Below are 17,824 nucleotides of genomic sequence, written 5' to 3'. Positions count from 1 at the left end.
GCTTATGAGTGACGCACGTGAGGCGGCGGCAGGCCGCTCCCAGGGCGAATCGATTGCCCTTGTAATCGCCGTACTCGTGATCGGCTGCGCGGGTCTGTACTATGTCCGGTCCCTGTTCGGGCCGGCATTCTTCGCCCTGACGCTGGTGATCACGGTGCGGCCCCTGGTCAGCTGGGCGACCCGGCACCACGTGCCGCGGCCGGTGTCCGCCGTGGTCGCCATCTTCATCATCTTCACCTTCGTCATCGGGCTGTTCGGCGCCCTGGGTGTGGCTGTGGCGCAACTGATCGAGACCCTGCCGAACTACTCCGCGAAGTTCGCCTCCATTTGGGACAACTTGCGTTCTCTGCTGGAGCGCGCAGGCGTGGACGAGACGGCTCTGGTCGATCAGGTCTCGCGGTCCATGAACACCGACCGGATCGTTTCGGTGGCCCAGTCGCTGCTCGGACAGTTGTCGAATGTGGGCACGGTGCTGAGTGTGATGGGACTGGCGGTTGTGTTCTTGATGTTCGACACTTCCCGCATTGAGGCGCGTTCGCGTGCCCTGAGCCGCCTGCGTCCGGGCGTGGCCTCCGCCCTGAACGGCTTCGCCGCGTCGGTGCGCTCCTACTGGCTGGTGTCGACCGTTTTCGGTCTGATCGTCGCGGTGCTGGATGTGATCGCCCTGTGGTTCCTGGACGTGCCGATGGCAGTGACCTGGGGTGTGGTCTCCTTCATCACCAACTACATCCCCAATATCGGCTTCGTGCTCGGCGTGATTCCGCCGGCCCTGATCGGGTTGGTGGACTCCGGGCCGTGGACGGCGCTGTGGGTGATCGTGGCCTACAGTGCGTTGAACTTCGTCATCCAATCGCTCATCCAGCCGAAGTTCACCGGTGATGCGGTGGGTCTGAACACGACGACGACCTTCATGTCCCTGCTGTTCTGGAGCCAGATCATTGGGGGGCTGGGCACGATCCTGGCTGTGCCGCTGACACTGTTCTTCAAGTCGCTGCTGGTGGACTCCGACTCTCGCTCGCGGTGGTTGAACGTGTTCCTGTCCGCCGGGGATACGGATGTGGACGATGCCGGCTCGGAGCCGGTGGATGCTGGCCAGGAGCCTGGCGATGGCGAGGTCGAGCCGGATGATGGTGCCGGGGAGACGGACGACGAGGGCGCCGGAGGAACGGACGACGCTGCCGGGGAGATGGAGGAGGACGACGCCGAGGCGGTGGCGGAGGCGGCCGCCCGCTCGTAATTCCCATGGTTTTCTCAGGTGCAGCGGGGTGGCTTTTCAGATGAGCAGGGTTATATGGGTCTTGCCGCTGGACGAGGCGGACCGCGAGGGTTGGGGAACCCGGTGACCGGTTCGGCTCGAGTTCGCCCCGGGTATTAGGGAGCCTGGGTCGGACGTTCTGGCGAAGGAGGGCGCTCCCCCGGATGTGGGAACCCGGGTGCGGAGCCCCTCACTGACGAAGGCCCTCGGGCCGGGTATGAGCCCGGCCCGAGGGCCTCGCCATATGGTGTCGACGGGCTGTCGGCGCCCCTGGGCACGCCAGCGCAGTGGCGACTGGGTGCCGGGTCTTGCGCCGGGTGGGCCGGCTGCCGGGTGAGTCATGCGCTCGGGCCGCGACTGCGCCGCTGTACGTCCGAAACTCTTCATCGGGGTCTGGCGGATCGGGCGGGGCCTCGCCCGCGGCGACCGTGTTCTCACCGCCTCCATCGCTCACCCTCAGGTCACCCGTGCGGTGGAACGGGCCTGGTCTCAGCATTCAGGACCATCCGGACGATGCGTAACCCTGGAGAATCTCCACCTTAAGTCTGATAAGACTCAGTCCTTGAGCCGATGGTGTAGCACCAGGGCCGGTGGGTACACTTATTCCTGTCAGCGACGACGACCGGTGCGGAGCCCACAGCATCGGCAGCACTCACACCCGATCTGAAAGAAATGCCCGAATGGAAGTCAGGTTCATCTCCACTCACTCCGAGTTGTTTTCGATCAAGGGGGTTTTGTCATGTCTATTGTCCTGACTGGTGTGTGCCAGGCTTATTCGGGTTTTGAGTTGCGTGATGTGTCTTTTGAGGTTTCTGCCGGTGAGATTGTTGGTTTCCTGGGGCCTAATGGGTCGGGGAAGTCCACCACGTTGCGTATTTTGCTGGGGTTGGAGCGCCCGGCTCGGGGCACGGCTCTTATTGAGGGTGCTCCTTATGCGAGGTTGTCTGAGCCGATGCGTACTGTCGGTTCTATTCTTGATGCCCAGTGGATCGCTGGGGGTCAGACGGTGACGCAGTATCTGACCTGGTTGGCCATCGCGGGGGGCTTGGATCGTTCGCGTATTCCTGTGCTGTTGGAGCAGGTGGACCTGGCTTACGCTGCTAAACGGCGTGTTTCGCGGTTGTCTTTGGGTATGCGTCAGCGTCTGGGTCTGGCTGGGGCGTTGCTGGGTGATCCGCGCTACCTTGTGCTGGATGAGCCGCTCAACGGGCTGGATCCTGAGGGTATCCGCTGGTTCCGTGACCTGCTGCGGCAGTTGCGGGACCAGGGTCGGGGTATTTTGTTGTCTTCTCATATCTTGTCCGAGGTCTCTGCGGTGGCTGATCGCGTGGTCATGATCTCTGATGGGCGTGTCACCGGTAGTGGCAGTCTGAGTGACTTTGAGGCCGAGGGCAGCCTGGAAGACGCTTTCTTCAAGCATCTGGCCCCCAAGGATCGGTGATGGTGATGCGACTGCTTATCAGCGAGTTCTACAAGCTCTTCATCTACCGGTGGCCTGCCCTGCTGCTGGCCGGGGCGTTGGTCGTCTGCGCCCTGCTGGATGTCTACCTGGCCCTGGTGTATTCCTCCTCGGCCGGCTCCTATGTGAGCACGGCACTGAGTTTCAATGAGCTGGTTTGTCGTCTGGCGTGGTTCACCCTGCCGGTGGTGGTGCTGGCCGGTGACGTGCGTGAGGGCATGCTGGCCAGCATCGTTCTGGTCCGTCCGCGTCCGCGTGCGATCCTGGCCGCCAAGCTCGTCTCCTGTCTTGTTGCCGCTCAGGTCAGCGCCCTGGGGTCACTGGCCCTGATCGGCGCCCTGATGCCGTTGGGTGGGTGGCCCGACGCCGCGGCCGCCCTGGCCGCCGCCGCCCCGATGGCCGCTCGCTTGCTGGTGCTGCCCCCGTTGGCGGTGTGCTTCGGTTTTGGCGTCGCCGTCCTGGCCAATTTGAGGTCGCTGGCGTGGGTGGCGACGGGACTGGTCCTGTGGAGCCAGGTGATCGAGAAGCTGCTGTTCACCGTTGTGGGCAACCTGGTGCCTGCTACTGTCGGGGCGGTCCTGGCCCCGTATTCCGTCGCTGTGATGTGGATGTACGGCGGCTGGGGCGAGATGGGCCTGCCTGCCTTTGACACCTGGGGCTTTGTGCCGCTGGCGGGCCTGGCCGCCCTCACCTGTGCGGCCGCCACCGTCCTGCTGATGCGTACCGCCGACCCGGCCGGACGGCCCTGGGGCCTGCACACCGTCGCCCTGAGCACTCAGACCGCACCCGCTCTGAGCGCCACCCCGCCCACGACCGCCTCCGCGCCTACCGCCACGGCCGCAGCAGCCCCGACGCGCCCGGCGCCGGCCCCGAGGCGCGCGGCAGCGGCTGGCGGTGGCGCCCGCTCCCACCTGGCGGGAGGACCTGCCCCCACCACTGGTGCCAGGTCCCGCAGGGGTGTGCTGGCCGATGTCCTGGCCTGGCTTAGGGCTAGTATGAGCGCCCACGGCGCGCTGCGGCGCACACTGCTGCTGACGGTGATCACCGCTGTTGCCAACGCTGCCATCGCCGTCGGCCTGGTGATCATCTTCGAGATCTCCGTGACCTCCTCCGGTGCCTTCAGTGACACCGAGTCCGCGGTCGTGGCCGTCAGCGGCGGCTGGGGCATGCTCTGCCTGCCGCTTACCGTCCTGACCGGCTCGTGGACCTACCTGCGTCTGATCCAGACCCGTGAGCTGGCCCTGGTATACACGGCTCTTCCGCGTCGCGGCGCCGTCATCACCGCCAGCGCAGCCCACGCCGGCCTCCAGGCGGCGGTGGTGAGCCTGGTGTCCATCGCGGCGGGTCTTGCCGTCCTGGCCGCCTTCACCAGCACCAGCGCCGTCCTGGCCACCGCCGGCCTGACCCGGATGCTGGTGGCCGCCCCGATGGGCGCCGTCCTCGCCCAGCTCAGCGTCATCGGGGCCGCCGTCCTGATCCGCCGGCCCATCCCCGCCCTGGCCGGCGTGGCCGGCTGGCTCCTGCTGGCCGAGCCCCTCCTCCAGAGCAGCAGCCCGGTCCTGGAACAGGTAGTCGGCAGACGCACCATCAGCGCCCTGGTCAACAACCTCCTGACACCCAACTCCACCACCGACCAGGCCCTGAGCACCACCTCAGCCCTCATGTGGCTCATCGCGCTCGCCGCCCTCCTGCTCACCACAGCCATCATCGTCGAACAACGACGCCCAGGAGTCATCGGAAACTAACCAACACACACCACCCACCCAGAGGTGGCCCGAGCCGACAAACCCTCACCGGCCCGGGCCACCCCCTTCTATGCCCAAACACCCAGCATCAACCCATACACCTCCCGCGATATGAACACTGGGTGCCCGCCAGGGGTGGACCGTCTTGAACGCTCTACAGACGGTTCAAGCGGAGAATTCCGATCCACACGCTCTGATCCGATCCGAGTAAGGAGTCGGCACCCGACCGGCTTGGTCGGGAGTGTGGCGGGCCGAGGCGTCTGCTACGCCGGTTGGACCGCTGTCCCCCGGTTGGATCCCCGTTCCCTCGTTGGACCGCCGTAACCGGCGGCTACGGCGGTCCAACGGGGCATGGGCGGTCCAACCAGGGTGCAAGCAGCCCCACTGGGCATCGGTCAGGTCATGACGGGCACAGACATCTACACTCAACAGCCGAGGTCTTAGGCGGTGCCACGCTCTGTTCTCACACCACCCGTGATACCCCGAAGGCCTCACCCCATCCCACACAGCACGCCGACCACCCCACCCACTTACACAACGCGACCTAGTCCGTCAGGGTCACGGGCACGCTGATGCCCTCAACGTCGGCGGCGGCGATGCACTCGTGGATGACGTGTGCGATCCGGCGCAGGTACGGCAGATCCGCGCGTTCAACCGGCATGGTTGCCGAGATGGCCAGCACCGGCACCCCGGCGACGGCGAGCGGCACGCCCACGCAGGCCAGGCTTGGACGGTCCTCCCCGATGTCAATGGCGTAGCCGTGGGAGCGCACCCGCTGCATCTCCTCAGCCAGTCTCCCGGGCAACTGTGCGGACGCCTCGGCGACCAGGCTCACCCAGGTCTCCACCTCCGCGGCCGACGGCCGGCGGGCGCCGAGAATGGCGCGTCCCATGGCCGTCGTCGCCACCGGGGCGCTCTGCCCGATGCGCGACCAGACCCGCACCGGACGATCCGGCTCCACCTTGTCCAGGTACACGACATCGCGCTCGTGCAGCCGCCCCAGGTGCACCAGTTCATGGGTGCGCTCGCAGATCGCCAGCAGCACCGGGTGCAGCATGGAGGCGGCCTGGTTCGCGCTCGTCCACCAGGTGGCCATGCGGCCGGTCATGGGACCCAGCCGGTACTTTCCGGAGTCTTCCTGCTCCACCCAGCGGCGCTGCCTGAGCGTGGCCAGGATGTGGTGCAGGCTCGACTTGTTGATGCCGGTGTCGACGGCGAGCCTACTCAGGGATACGCCCTCGGAGTCCACGTTGAGCAGGTGCTCCACCACCGCAAGCGCCTTATCCACCGAGGCGATCGTCACCGGTTTGCGCCCGGTCCGGACGGGCTTCGGATCTGATGCGGACATGGCGCTTCTCCAACGGTTCGACGGCCGAGTGCGCGGTTCAACGCAACAAGACGCCCCCAGCCTACCGGCCGTGAGGGGCCGACGGCGCTGAGCGTACGCGATTCAGGGCTGCTTGCCGATGTAGGCGAGGATGCCGCCGTCGACGTACAGGACCTGCCCGTTGACGAAGTCGGAGGCTGCCGAGGCGAGGAAGACGGCCGGGCCGGCCAGGTCCGCCGGCTCGCCCCAGCGGGCGGCGGGGGTGCGGGCGACGATGAACTGGTCGAAGGGGTGGCGGGCGCCGTCCTCCTGGCGTTCGCGCAGTGGGGCGGTCTGTGGCGTGGCGATGTAGCCCGGGCCGATGCCGTTGCACTGAATGTTGTACTGCCCGTACTCGGAGGCGATGTTGCGGGTCAGCATCTTCAACCCGCCCTTGGCGGCGGCGTAGGCGGATACGGTTTCGCGGCCGAGTTCGGACATCATGGAGCAGATGTTGATGATCTTGCCCCCGCCCCGCTCGATCATCGTCGGGAGGACCGCCTTGGCCATGATGAACGGGCCGGTGAGGTCGATGTCCACCACCTCCCGGAACTCGGCGGCGCTCATCTGCGTCATCGGGATGCGCCTGATGATGCCGGCATTGTTGACCAGGACGTCGATCGGGGCGACCTCGGACGCGATATGCGCGACGGCGTCGGCGACGGCGGCCTCATCGGTGACGTCGAAGACGTAGCCGTGGGCGTCAATCCTCTTCGCCCCATATGCCGCCAGGCCGCGGTCCACCGACCCCTGGGAGCGGGCGTTGAAGACGATGCTCGCTCCCGCCTCGGCCAGCGCCTCGGCAATGGCGAAGCCGATGCCGTAGACCCCGCCGGTCACCAGGGCGGTGCGGCCCTTGAGACTGAACATCGATTCAGACATGACAGGCTCCTCTCCCTCACTCATCTAAGCGCGTCAGAGGATCTCGGTCACCGGGTGGGCGTCCATGTCGTCGAAGAACTGGTTCTCACCGGCCATTGCCCACACGAAAGTGTAGGCGGCGGTGCCGACCCCGCAGTGCAGTGACCAGGACGGCGAGATGACGGCCTGCCGGTCGGCGACCACCAGGTGGCGGGTGCGCTGCGGCTCGCCCATGATGTGGAAGACGCGTGCGTCCGGGGGAACGTCGAAGTACAGGTAGCACTCGGTGCGGCGATCATGGGTGTGGGCCGGCATGGTGTTCCACATGGACCCCTCGTGCAGCCGGGTGAAGCCCATGACCACCTGGCAGGAGCGGATGCCGCCCTCGTGGATGTACTGGGTCAGCGTGCGGCGGTTGGAGGTGCTCTGGTCGCCGAGTTCGCGCACCGTGCCGTCGCCGGGGAGCGCCAGCGTGGTCGGGTAGTCCGCGTGGGCGGGAGCTGAGAACAGGTAGAACTGTGCGCCGCGGTCCTGATCGGGGCGGGCATCGGAGAAGACGACGTCGTGGGCGCCGCGTCCGATGTAAAGGCAGGCGGTCGGCGGCATCTGGTAGGCGGTCCCGTCCACGGTGACGACGCCGTCGCCGCCCACGTTCAGTACGCCCATCTCGCGCCGCTGCAGGAAGAAGTCCGAGCGCAGCTCTTCGAAGACGGGCAGGGTCAGGGTGCGGCCGGCGGGCTCGGCACCGCCCAGAACGATCCGATCCTGGTGGGTGTAGACGGCCGTCACCTCACCGGGTACGAATACCTTCTCAACCAGGTAGCGGTCGCGCAGATCCCGGGTGTCGAATCCGGGGATCTGCTCGGGGTTGGTGGCGTAGCGCTGTTCCATGGCGTCTGGCTCCTTCAATGCGATAACGGTTGCTCGGGTCAATGGCGGTGATGCGCCTGTGGTCGGGCCTGAGGTCGGTCTGGGTCAAGTCTGGGTCAGGTCTGGGTTAGGTCTGATTCAGGTGTAGTTCGGATTGAATTCCGTCAGTAGTAGGTGCGCAGGTACTCGGCCAGGCACAGGATCGCCATGGCCTGGCCATAGGGCATCGAGGTGCGCGGGATGTCCCGGTAGAACTGGAGGGAGTCGCCCATCCCGGTGCCGAAGGAGACCTGCATGAGTTCGCCGTCGTCGTTGATGTTGTCCACGATCGCGCGGACGGCGCGCTCCGCGATCGGCGCGTAGTCGGCGCGGTCGAGGTGACCGAGCCGCACGGCCTTGAGGATGCCGTAGGCGAAGCCGGCGGTTGCGGATGCCTCCAGGTAGGAGTCGGGGTCATCCAGTAGCGTGTGCCATAGGCCCGACTCGTCCTGCAGGGGGGCGAGTGCGGCTACCTGGCGCTGAAGTGTTTCAAGGAGGAGCCTGCGCACGGGGTGGTGGGCGGGCCAGTCGACCAGCTGCAGGAAGTCCGGTACCACCATGGTGATCCAGGAGTTGCCTCGCGCCCAGCGGGCCTCGGCGAAGTTGTGGCCGCCGGCGAAGGTCCAGCCGTGGAACCACAGTCCGGTGCGCCGGTCGGTGAGGTAGTTGATGTGGGTCAGGAACTGGAAGGTCGCCTCCCGGACGTACTGCGGGCGGCCCAGGAGCAGGCCGATGCGGGTCAGGGGCAGCACCGTCATCATGAGGGTGTCGTCCCACAGCTGGTGGTGGTTCTCCTCGGCCAGGGTCATGTGCTGCATGCCGCCGTGCGGGGTGCGCGGCATCTGGCGCATGGCCCACTCGGCCCACGACTCCAGCCACGGCAGGTAGGAGCGGCGCCCCGTCAGCTCGTAGAGGTTGGCCAGGGTGAGGAAGGGGGCCATGGTGTTGACGTTCTTGGTGGTGCCCTCGGCGAGCCGACCCTCGAACCAATGAGTGATGATGTCGAGCATGCGGGCCTCGCCCGTCTGCTCGTAGTACTGCCACATGCCGTACAGGCCGATGCCGTGAGTCCATTCCCAGCCGGTTGCCCAGCCCTTGGTGTCGATCACGCGGCCGTCGTCGAGCCGCAGCAGGAACTCACCGGTGGGGTCCTCGATACTGATGAGGTTGTCGGTCAGGCGCCCGATGAGTTCGTGGAGTTCGGGGCGGGAGATGAATCGCTCCGGTGCCCGCAGCAGCTTCGATTGTTTGACTGGCCAGATCTTCTGTGCCATGGGTGTGCTCCTCAGTTTGTGGTTTCAAGTTCGGCGAGTGTGCGTCCACGGGTCTCGGCGGTCAGCGCCGTCGCCACCGCTGAGATCAGGCAGATGGCGAAGGTGGTGGCACCGATCACCAGGGGGACGTTGGCTGTTCCCGGAGGGGCGATTGAGGTGAACAGGGTGGGGAAGAAGGAGGCGAGCATGAGTCCGATGTTCTGGGTGACGGCGAAGCCGGTCACCCGGATGCGCATGGGGAACTGTTCCTGGAAGAAGGTGGCGAAGGTGGCGTTCCACATCTGGAAGCAGATGCCCTGCACGATGATCACCATGACGAACACCATCGTCAGGTTGCGGGACTGAACGGCCACCAGGTACAGGCCGGACAGGGCGCCGCCGGCCAGCGTGCCGGCGATCATGAAGGTCTTGCGGCCGATCCGGTCAGACAGGGCGCCGAAGACCGGGATGGTGCACACGGCCACGATGTTCGCGATCAGGGTCACCCACAGCATGTCCGAGCTGGTGAAACCGATGCCGTAGGCGTCGTTGGTGCCGTAGGAGACACCGAATACGAGTGTGGTCATGCCGATGACATTGGTGAAGATGATCAGGATGCAACGCAGAGTCAGCAGCGGGTAGCGGGTGACCAGCTCAATGACGGGGAAGCGTTCACGCACCGAGCGGTTCTCATCGCGGCTGAGCAGGTAGGCGGGGGGCTCCTGCACGTGTTTACGGATGAGGTAGCCGGCCAGGATCACCACGGCGCTGAGCAGGAAGGGGATGCGCCAGCCCCAGGCGGTGAAGGTCTCATCGCCCAGCAGCGCCGCCAGGGGCAGCATGACGCCGGTTGCGAGTATGGAGCCGAACTGGGTGCCCTGAAGGCTGAAGGAGGCGAAGAAGCCGCGTTTCTCATCCGGGGTGTGCTCGACGATCATGGCACTGGCACCGCCCAACTCGCCGGCGACGGCGAATCCCTGCACCAGCCGCAGGCAGACCAGGAGTGCGGGGGACAGGAGCCCGATCTGCTGATAGGTGGGCAGCATTCCGACTATCAGGGTGGACAAGCCCATGAGCAGCATGGCCCACACCAGCACTCGCTTGCGCCCGTGACGGTCGCCCAGGGCGCCGAGCACGATCGCGCCGACGGGGCGGGCCACGTAGCCGACCGCGTAGGTGGCCAGCGAGGCGATGAGTGCGGCGCTCGCATTCCCCTCGGGGAAGAAGACCGCGGGGAACACCAGCGCCGCGGCCTGGGAGTATAGGGCGAAGTCGTAGTACTCCAGTGCGCTCCCGATCCAGCCGCTCATTGCGGCCCGGCGCGTGTTGACGCGGACTTCCTCGTCGTGCGCGGCGGAGGTGCCCGCCGCGGATTCATGGGTGCCAGGTGACCCAGGTGCAAGCGCCATTGCTCGCCCCTTCCGTCAGTCATTCGGTTGTTTCATATGGTGAATCGCGTGTATCACCACTTCAACTGTAATAGCCGGTCATGGCCCGGGTCAATCATCAGTTTCGACCTCAGCCCTCGGCCCGGCCTTGGCGCCAGTAGCCCATGAAGGCCACTGCGCGGCGGTCCAGGCCCCGCTCGGAGACCAGGTGGCGGCGCAGGTTGCACACGGCACTGGCCTCCCCGGCCAGCCATGCGTACACGTCCGCCCGCTTGAGCGCGGCCCCGCCGCGTGCGGTGCGCGGCACCTCCCACAGCAGCTCCCGGTCGACGTCGATCTCCTCGACCTCCTGCGGCTCTCCCTCCGGAATGAGTTCGGTCGCCGCCCGTCTCACGCCCGCCGCGAGCGGCTGCCCGTGCGCGGCCCCGTCGCGTGCGAGTGCTCGTACCTCAAGGCCGGGGTGTGCGGGCAGGTAGGCGGCATCGGCCGCCGTGGGCAGTTCGACGACGGCGATACCCCGTGCCGTCTTCGGTAGGTCCTCCAGGATTCTGGCGATCGCCGGGGCGGCCGTCTCATCACCGCCGATCAGGAACCGGCCGGTTATGGCCGGGGGCACGAAGTCCACCCCGCCGGGCGGCGTGCCGTCCGGTTGCGCACTCAGCCAGGCGCGTGAGGGCCCCAGCAGCACCGCCGACGTGCCCGGGCGGGCGGCCTCCAGCCATTGGGCGGCCGGGCCCAGCGGCGCATGCACCACCATGTCCACGTCGACCTCGGCCCCGGCGGTTCCCGCCCGCCGGACCTCTGACCGCGCAGGCGGCGTCCCGGCCCCACCCGCTCCGGCTACGCCCAGCACTTCCCCGGCGCGAACCGCGCGCGTGGTATAGGTGCGAATCGGTGGGCGCCGAGCGGCCGGCAGGGCCCGCCAGGCCCCATACCAGTCCGTGCCCGTGGGCAGATGCGCATAGCCGCCGTCCGCGGCCGGCAGCACCAGCTTGATCCGCTGATCCCAGCCCGGATCGGCGAAGTCTCCCAGCTCCTCCCCGATGAAGGTCACCCGCCGCAGATGCGGCGTGAGATCCGCGACCCGTGCCACCCGCACCGGGAAGAACCGGAACGCAGACGCCCCCGCCGCGGCGCTCACGACGCCGCCCCCGTATCCGCCGCGACCACATGGTGGCGCCCCTTGGGCAGCACCAGCGGCGTGGCCGACACCGGATCGGTGATCACCTCGGCTTCGAGGCCGAACACCTCCCGCATCAGGGACGGGCTGACCACCTGCCCGGGTGCGCCCGCGGCCACCACCTGCCCCTGACGCATGGCGATGACGTGATCGGCGTAGCGGGCGGCCAGGTTGATGTCGTGCAGCACCATGACGATGGTGGTGCCGCGCTCGCGGTTCAGGTCCGTGAGCAGATCCAGGACCTCCACCTGATGGGTCAGGTCCAGGAAGGTGGTGGGCTCGTCCAGCAGTAGCACGTCGGTGCGCTGCGCCAGTGCCATGGCGATCCACACCCGCTGGCGTTGTCCGCCCGAAAGCTCGTCCACGCTCCGGTCGGCCAGTTGGGCGGTGCGGGTGGCCACCAGCGCCTCCTCCACGATGCGCCGGTCCGCGGCGGAGGTGGAGCGGAACAGTCCCTGATGCGGGTGGCGGGCGCGGCCCACCAGATCGGCGACGACGATACCCTCCGGCGCGATCGGCTGCTGCGGCAGCAGCCCGAGCCGGGTGGCCAGGCGCTTGGTCGGGATCGTGGCGACGTCCCGGCCGTCCAGCAGCACCGACCCGGAGGTCGGCGCCAGTATCCGCGCCATGGTCTTCAGCAGTGTCGACTTTCCGCAGGCGTTCGCCCCCACGATCACCGTGATCGCACCCGTGGGCATGGTGATATCGACGCCGTCGACGACGGTGCGCCGCCCGTACCCGGACCGCAGTTCCTGGGTATTGAGGTTGCGGGGGACGGCGCGTCCGGACGCTTGTGCGCCGGGCGGCCCGACCGTACGGGCCGGTTCGGTTCGTTGTGAGGGCGGCGGGCTAGTGGTGGCCGCAGGCGCCGCACCGGCTGCCGCATCGGCCCGAGATGTGGTGGGACTCATGCGGAGGCTCCCTTCCGGTTGAGGCGGACGAGTTGAAGCAGCAGGTAGGGGGCGCCGACGATCCCGGTAACCACCCCGACCGGCAGCGCCGTGGGGAACAAGTACTGACCGGCCAGATCCGCACCGAGCACGATCGCGGCCCCCATCAGTGCCGACGGCGCCAGTAGGGCCCGGTCGGTGCGCCCCACCAGGCGGGCGGTGATGGGCCCGGCCAGGAAGGCGACGAAGGCGATCGGCCCGGTGGCGGCCGTGGCGAAGGCCGCCAGCGCCACCGTGGATAACAGCAGCAGCAGTCGGGTGCGGGCCACGGGCACCCCCAGGCCGGTGGCTGTCTCCTCCCCCAGTGACAGCGCGGTCAGGTTCCGGCCCGAAGCCAGCAGCGCTCCGCCGAGCACCGCGACGGCGCCGCCCAGCAGCGGCACCTGCACCCAGCTCGCGTCCCCCAGCGATCCCGAAAGCCAGCGCATGGCGTCGGTGACGGAGTAGATCGACGCCTTGAGCTGCAAGTAGGAGATCACGGAGGAGAACATGGCCGAGACGCCGATACCGATCAGGATCAGGCGCCCGCCCTGCGTACTGCCCGACCCGGACAGCAGGTAGATGACCAGGGCCGTGCCCAGTCCGCACACCAGCGCCAGCAGGTTCACCCGCATACCGGACCAGCCCAGCACCAGGATCGCGAACACCGCCGCCATGGATGCGCCGGAGGTGATGCCGATAACGTCCGGGCTGGCCAGCTGATTACGCAGCATTGTCTGCGAGGTCCGGCCCGCCATGCCGAAAGCCAGACCCGCCAGCAGCCCCAGTAGGGCGCGGGGCAGGCGCAGCTGCCCGACGGCGAAGGAGGCTCCGGGCACGTCTCGGCCTGCGATCACGGCTATCACCTCGGCGGGGGAGTACCAGGTGGAGCCGGACAGCACCATCACCCACCACAGGCCGACTACGAGAACCGCCAGTGCCGCCGTGACGGCCAGGTAGCGGCGTCGCCGACGACGTCGGCCCGGTACGGTGAACCCGGGCTGCGGATTCGGCGTGGCGCGGACCTGCCCGGTGAGGCCGGTTGCGCAGTCGGGTTCGGACGGCGTGTAGACGGGGGCGCTCACAGTTCACGCACCTTCGCGCCGCGGGCAATGGCGATGAGTACCGGGGCGCCCACGAAGGCGGTAACCACCCCCACACTCACCTCGCCGGGACGGGCGATCACCCGCCCCAGCACGTCCGCGAAGGTCAGCAGCGCCGCCCCGCCCAGAGCCGAAAGCGGCAGCAGCAGGCGGTTGTCCGGCCCCACCAGCATGCGCACGGCATGCGGCACCATCAATCCGACGAAGCCGATCGGGCCGGCCAGCGCCGTCGTCGTCGCGCAGGCGATCACGCCCGCGGCCGCCGCCAGCAGACGGGTGCGCCCCACCTTCACCCCCAGCCCCACGGCCATCTCCTCACCCAGCGCCAGGGAGTTCAGCGGCCTGGCCACCGCGGCCGCCAGCAGGGCGGCAACCAGCAGAAACGGGGCGACGGTAACCAGGGACGCCCAGGTGCCCCGGCCGAGCGAACCGACCTGCCAGAAGCGGAAGTCGGTCAGGCCCTCCGCACGCGGCAGCATGATCGCGCTGATCAGTGATGACAGGGCGGCGCTCGTGGCCACCCCCGCCAGCGCCAGCTTGACCGGTGTGGTGCCGCCGGGGCCGAGCGAGCCGATCGCGTAGACGACGACGGCGGTCAGGGACGCCCCGGCCATCGCCACCCACAGGTACTCCCACAGGGAGGAGATGTGCACGAAGGCGATGGCGGCGACGATCGCCATGGACGCGCCGGTGTTCACGCCGAGAATGCCGGGATCGGCGATCGGGTTGCGGGTGATCGCCTGCATGAGTGCGCCGGACAGCCCCAGCGCCGCCCCCGCGGTCACGGCGGTGGCCGTGCGCGGAATCCGTTCGGCCACCGCCAGTGCGCCGAGTTCACCACCGCGCCCGGCCAGCCCATCCAGGATCTCCCCGACGCCGACCACGCGCGCACCGAAGGCGATCGAGGCCACGATGGCGAGGCCGAGCAGGATGATGACGATGCCCAGTGCGAGCAGCGGTCGGCGGATACGGGGCGGCCGGCTGGTAGCCGAAGCGGCGGAGTCGAGAGTGTTGGCCGGTGCGCCGCCCGGGGGCCCGGGCGGCACGCCGGCGCCGTGCGTTGTCACGGGCGGAGGCTCAGCCGGCGGCGGAGGCGGATGCGGGCGCTGAGGCGGCGCCGGTGGCGGAGCCGGCCTTGTCGGCCGCGGCGGCGATCAGGGCGACGTAGTCCTTGATGCCCCACGGGATGGACAGGGGGCCGGGGTTGGTGGAGGCCGACAGCGGTGTGCCGTTGCCGACGAAGGCCACCGTACCGTTCTTGATCGCCGGGATCGTACCGACCAGGGAGTCGGCCTGGAGGGTGGCCAGCGCGGATTCCTCCCCGTACATGATCATGATGTCCACATCGGCCACCTGGTCGGCGTTCTCGCTGGAGACGTCGCTGAAGAAGACCTCCGGGTCGGCGTCGGAGGCCGCCTGCACCGACTTGGGGATGGTCATGCCCAGGTCGGTCATGAAGGCGGTGCGGGGGTCGGCGGTGGTGTAGAAGCCGATGGTGGAGGTGTCGGACTCGCTCATGTAGAAGAAGGCCGCGGACTTACCGGCGATCTGGGGGTGCTGGGCAACGGCGTCGGCGACCTGCTGCTCCAGGTCCGTGATCAGGGCTTCGCCTTTCTCCGCCAGTCCCATGGCCTGGGAGTCCAGGCGGATCATCTCCCGCCATTTGGTGCCCCAGGGCACACCCGGGTAGGCGACGGTGGGGGCGATCTTGGTGAGGGTGTCGTAGTCCTCCTGGCTGAGGCCGGAGTAGGCGGCCAGGATCACGTCAGGGGAGGTGCCGGCGATGGCCTCGAAGTCTAGGCCGTCGCCGTCGTCGAACAGGACCGGCTTGGAGGCTCCGGCGGCCACCAGTTCATCGACCTTCTGCTTGGTCCACTCCAGCATGCCGGAGCCGTCGGTCACGCCCCATTCCTGGCGTGACAGGCCGGCGGGCATCACGTCCAGGGCCAGGGCAACATCGTGATTGCCCCAGGCGATCGCGGTGAAACGGGAGGCGCCGGCGGGGATGGTGGTGGTGCCGAAGGCGTGCTCAACGGTGATCTCATCGGTGGTGGTCTGTGCGGCGACGCTGGTGCTCGCGCCATCGGAGCTGCTGCTGGATGAGTCAGTGCCGCAGGCGGCCAGAATCGCGGCGGCGGGCACGGCCAGGCCGGCCGTCAAGAAGGACTTACGTGAGACGGTCACGGCGGTCTCGCTTTCGGTCGCAGTTGTATGAACAGCGAGAACATTAGTTGAGGTGAGGCTGTGCTCATAGGGGGATATGCGTGTAATGCCCCACTGCCGGATGCCCAGTCGGTTGTGCCGAGGTCGGTGGAAGTTACGTGCTGAGGTCGGTAGAAGTTACGGGCCGATGGGGGCGCGTCGCCGGGGCGGGCCCGCATGGTTCTGCAGCCCGGGCTGCAGCTGTACGCCTCGTTCACTCTCCCGGGACTACCGCACACCCGACTTCCAGAGCCCCCCGTTCAACACCGACAACCACCACACCCTCAAACACGAAGCGCCACGAATCGCTTAGGTTGGTTAGGAGGCTACGCGACAGCCAACACCCCACCCGAGACGCGAAGGAGCGAATATGAGCCAGCAAGAGCACAGGGGCCCCGGTACGGACGCGGAGGTTGACCCCCGTGAGGCGGAGGTGCGTCGCCGCATGGACGCCCAGGAGCTGTACCTGGATGAGGGACCGGGCTTGGAAGCCCTGACCGAGCAGCGCATCCACGGCAAGGAGCTCGCCGCCGAGTACAACGCCACCTCGCCGCGCAACTCCGCCGGTCGGCGGCGACTCCTGGAGGAGATCTTCGGCGAGGTGGGGGAGTACGTGTGGGTGGAGCCGCCCCTGCACGTCGCCTACGGCATTCACACTCGTGTGGGATCGCCCGTATACGCCAATGCCGGACTGCAGATCATCGACGACTCCCCGGTGATCATCGGCAACCGGGTGATGTTCGGCCCGCGCGTGATGATCTCCACTGCCGGTCATCCCGTCCACCCGGAGATGCGCGACCGCGGTCAGCAGTTCTCCGCTCCGGTGGTGATTGAGAATGATGTTTGGGTCGGCGGCAACGTGACGATCCTGCCGGGCGTGACCATTGGACGCGGTTCAGTGATCGCCGCGGGCGCCGTCGTGAGCGCCAATGTGCCGCCGATGGTGGTGGCGGGAGGCGTGCCGGCGCGGGTACTGCGCGAGATTACCGACGCCGACCGCGACTGGTCCTACCGGGCCCCGCGCACGCTGCCCCTGCCTGGCAGGCGGGAGGGGGACGACGGCGCCTGAGTGCTCGCACCGCTCCTGCGGTGCGCAGCTCGGCCTCCTGGACCTCGGGGTTCCGCTCGCGCGTGCTCACGCGCGCGTAGCCGATGCTGCTGCTCACCGCTCCACACCCTGGGATCCTTGGCCACGGCCAGGCCGGCGACTAGGTCGCTGCTGCTGGGCAGCACCGAAAAGCCACCTCGTCACTTCAGTCGTCAACCTGTGGGTAGGAGGCTCGGACCGCTGATCTTCCCATGTCCGTTGACGGATTTGACGGGCCGGTGGCGCGTGGCTGAGCGATAACACGGAAAACCGGCACAAGTGAATCCGGCACAGGCTTGTAGCGCCCCAGGTCGGGTCCTGACAGCATGGAGGCCTGGTTCCACACCTCGGGACTCACCCGGCTGAAGTCGAGGGTGAAGCGCGACTGCTCAGCCACATGCTCTATGCACACCTTGGAAGTGCGACCATTGCCTTCGCGGAATGGGTGGGCCTGATTCAGGTAGGCGAAGACCTCGGCGCCGGCTCGTGCGAAGCCGTCACGGTCAAGCCTCATCCAACTAGTGCCTTCAATAAGACGATGCACGTCAGCCAGGTACCGGTCTATCTCGCCAGTGCGGACGTCAGCGAAGGAGAAAAAGTCCTTCGACACGTTCACGCTCCGGTACTGGCCGGCCCACTCGTAAACGTCCTGGAACAGGTAACCGTGGATCGCACGCACATGGCCGGCGTCATACGTCCTGGGAACGACAACCTGACCTGACATCAACTCACGCTGCCGTTGGATAGTCTCGGTATACTCCAATTCCCTAAGCAGTGCGGGGTCGCGTTCGTCGAACAGGTTACGCAGAGTCCCCTGCCCTGTACTGGGGTCGTAGGTCTCAGGGTAAAAGGGCTCTTCCGGTTTGAGGGTGTGGTGGCTTCCGGCCGGGGCTGCGGTGCGTGGGGGGGCGGATGAGGTCGATGTCGGGCTGGCGGGGACGTGTTCGGGCTGACGAGGTCGTACTCGGTAGGTGCCGGTTTGCCGAGAACGTCCTCTTCATCCCCAAACCCTCCACATTCGGGAGGGTTTCGGGCTCACGAGGACGTGTTCGACCAGCACAGGTCGTGCTCGGGCGTACAAGGACGT

At 67.6% G+C, this 17,824-nt stretch carries 15 protein-coding genes; 4 read left to right on the top strand and 11 right to left on the bottom strand.

The features are described 5' to 3' along the window. Positions 1 to 4 precede the first annotated feature (4 nt). The 3 genes from Q4A20_RS10100 (at position 5) to Q4A20_RS10090 (ending at position 4,459) form a co-directional block, all read left to right on the top strand. Complete coding sequence (locus Q4A20_RS10100) at positions 5 to 1,237, top strand: AI-2E family transporter (protein WP_303122623.1); 1,233 nt, start codon at positions 5 to 7, stop codon at positions 1,235 to 1,237. A 757-nt stretch (positions 1,238 to 1,994) separates the two neighbouring features. Continuing rightward, positions 1,995 to 2,696, top strand: a complete 702-nt coding sequence (locus Q4A20_RS10095; RefSeq protein WP_303122622.1) for an ABC transporter ATP-binding protein — start codon at positions 1,995 to 1,997, stop codon at positions 2,694 to 2,696. A 5-nt stretch (positions 2,697 to 2,701) separates the two neighbouring features. Further along, the gene (locus Q4A20_RS10090) at positions 2,702 to 4,459 is read left to right on the top strand and encodes a hypothetical protein (protein WP_303122621.1); all 1,758 of its coding nucleotides are present in this window, start codon (positions 2,702 to 2,704) and stop codon (positions 4,457 to 4,459) included. A gap of 544 nt (positions 4,460 to 5,003) precedes the next feature. On the opposite strand, the gene Q4A20_RS10085 is transcribed toward Q4A20_RS10090, so the two are convergent. From Q4A20_RS10085 to Q4A20_RS10040, 10 genes are all read right to left on the bottom strand, one after another. Next, entirely contained in the window at positions 5,004 to 5,807 is an 804-nt protein-coding gene (locus tag Q4A20_RS10085; RefSeq protein ID WP_303122620.1) for an IclR family transcriptional regulator, read from the bottom strand. A 102-nt stretch (positions 5,808 to 5,909) separates the two neighbouring features. Continuing rightward, positions 5,910 to 6,707, bottom strand: a complete 798-nt coding sequence (locus Q4A20_RS10080) for a gluconate 5-dehydrogenase (protein ID WP_303122619.1) — start codon at positions 6,705 to 6,707, stop codon at positions 5,910 to 5,912. Positions 6,708 to 6,740: 33 nt separating this feature from the next. Continuing rightward, positions 6,741 to 7,577: a 5-dehydro-4-deoxy-D-glucuronate isomerase gene (gene kduI, locus Q4A20_RS10075; RefSeq protein ID WP_303122618.1), complete on the bottom strand. Its 837-nt coding sequence runs from the start codon at positions 7,575 to 7,577 to the stop codon at positions 6,741 to 6,743. Positions 7,578 to 7,720: 143 nt separating this feature from the next. Next, positions 7,721 to 8,869 (bottom strand): glycoside hydrolase family 105 protein, encoded by a 1,149-nt coding sequence (locus Q4A20_RS10070; RefSeq protein ID WP_303122617.1) that lies wholly within the window; start codon positions 8,867 to 8,869, stop codon positions 7,721 to 7,723. Between the two features lie 11 nt (positions 8,870 to 8,880). Further along, complete coding sequence (locus tag Q4A20_RS10065; RefSeq protein WP_303122616.1) at positions 8,881 to 10,257, bottom strand: MFS transporter; 1,377 nt, start codon at positions 10,255 to 10,257, stop codon at positions 8,881 to 8,883. Positions 10,258 to 10,366: 109 nt separating this feature from the next. Continuing rightward, the gene (locus Q4A20_RS10060) at positions 10,367 to 11,377 is read right to left on the bottom strand and encodes a siderophore-interacting protein (RefSeq protein ID WP_303122615.1); all 1,011 of its coding nucleotides are present in this window, start codon (positions 11,375 to 11,377) and stop codon (positions 10,367 to 10,369) included. Continuing rightward, a complete protein-coding gene (locus tag Q4A20_RS10055; protein WP_303122614.1) occupies positions 11,374 to 12,327 on the bottom strand; it encodes an ABC transporter ATP-binding protein in 954 nt (317 codons plus the stop codon). The genes Q4A20_RS10060 and Q4A20_RS10055 overlap by 4 nt, the downstream gene beginning before the upstream one ends. Further along, complete coding sequence (locus tag Q4A20_RS10050) at positions 12,324 to 13,430, bottom strand: iron chelate uptake ABC transporter family permease subunit (protein WP_303122613.1); 1,107 nt, start codon at positions 13,428 to 13,430, stop codon at positions 12,324 to 12,326. Before Q4A20_RS10050 ends, Q4A20_RS10055 begins: the two co-directional genes overlap by 4 nt. Continuing rightward, positions 13,427 to 14,515: an iron ABC transporter permease gene (locus Q4A20_RS10045; RefSeq protein ID WP_303122612.1), complete on the bottom strand. Its 1,089-nt coding sequence runs from the start codon at positions 14,513 to 14,515 to the stop codon at positions 13,427 to 13,429. Before Q4A20_RS10045 ends, Q4A20_RS10050 begins: the two co-directional genes overlap by 4 nt. A 10-nt stretch (positions 14,516 to 14,525) precedes the next feature. Next, positions 14,526 to 15,632 (bottom strand): iron-siderophore ABC transporter substrate-binding protein, encoded by a 1,107-nt coding sequence (locus Q4A20_RS10040; RefSeq protein ID WP_303122611.1) that lies wholly within the window; start codon positions 15,630 to 15,632, stop codon positions 14,526 to 14,528. 388 nt (positions 15,633 to 16,020) lie between these two features. On the opposite strand from Q4A20_RS10040, the gene Q4A20_RS10035 reads away from it, so the two are divergent. Further along, the gene (locus Q4A20_RS10035; protein WP_303122610.1) at positions 16,021 to 16,719 is read left to right on the top strand and encodes a sugar O-acetyltransferase; all 699 of its coding nucleotides are present in this window, start codon (positions 16,021 to 16,023) and stop codon (positions 16,717 to 16,719) included. Between the two features lie 184 nt (positions 16,720 to 16,903). Here the strand turns inward: Q4A20_RS10035 and Q4A20_RS10030 are convergent, their stop codons facing one another. After that, positions 16,904 to 17,461, bottom strand: a complete 558-nt coding sequence (locus Q4A20_RS10030) for a Fic family protein (RefSeq protein WP_303122609.1) — start codon at positions 17,459 to 17,461, stop codon at positions 16,904 to 16,906. Positions 17,462 to 17,824 lie beyond the last annotated feature (363 nt).

It is taken from the genome of Actinomyces sp. (assembly GCF_030530635.1).
Lineage (GTDB): Bacteria > Actinomycetota > Actinomycetes > Actinomycetales > Actinomycetaceae > Actinomyces.
This window is presented reverse-complemented; position numbering and strand designations above follow the sequence as displayed.

What these genes read in the sequence shown, in the direction of transcription:
- Q4A20_RS10100 (WP_303122623.1), top strand. Translation starts at nt 5, where the DNA reads ATGAGTGACGCACGTGAGGCGGCGGCAGGCCGCTCCCAGGGCGAATCG.
- Q4A20_RS10095 (WP_303122622.1), top strand. Translation starts at nt 1,995, where the DNA reads ATGTCTATTGTCCTGACTGGTGTGTGCCAGGCTTATTCGGGTTTTGAG.
- Q4A20_RS10090 (WP_303122621.1), top strand. Translation starts at nt 2,702, where the DNA reads ATGCGACTGCTTATCAGCGAGTTCTACAAGCTCTTCATCTACCGGTGG.
- Q4A20_RS10085 (WP_303122620.1), bottom strand. Translation starts at nt 5,807, where the DNA reads ATGTCCGCATCAGATCCGAAGCCCGTCCGGACCGGGCGCAAACCGGTG.
- Q4A20_RS10080 (WP_303122619.1), bottom strand. Translation starts at nt 6,707, where the DNA reads ATGTCTGAATCGATGTTCAGTCTCAAGGGCCGCACCGCCCTGGTGACC.
- kduI (WP_303122618.1), bottom strand. Translation starts at nt 7,577, where the DNA reads ATGGAACAGCGCTACGCCACCAACCCCGAGCAGATCCCCGGATTCGAC.
- Q4A20_RS10070 (WP_303122617.1), bottom strand. Translation starts at nt 8,869, where the DNA reads ATGGCACAGAAGATCTGGCCAGTCAAACAATCGAAGCTGCTGCGGGCA.
- Q4A20_RS10065 (WP_303122616.1), bottom strand. Translation starts at nt 10,257, where the DNA reads ATGGCGCTTGCACCTGGGTCACCTGGCACCCATGAATCCGCGGCGGGC.
- Q4A20_RS10055 (WP_303122614.1), bottom strand. Translation starts at nt 12,327, where the DNA reads ATGAGTCCCACCACATCTCGGGCCGATGCGGCAGCCGGTGCGGCGCCT.
- Q4A20_RS10035 (WP_303122610.1), top strand. Translation starts at nt 16,021, where the DNA reads ATGAGCCAGCAAGAGCACAGGGGCCCCGGTACGGACGCGGAGGTTGAC.
- Q4A20_RS10030 (WP_303122609.1), bottom strand. Translation starts at nt 17,461, where the DNA reads ATGTCAGGTCAGGTTGTCGTTCCCAGGACGTATGACGCCGGCCATGTG.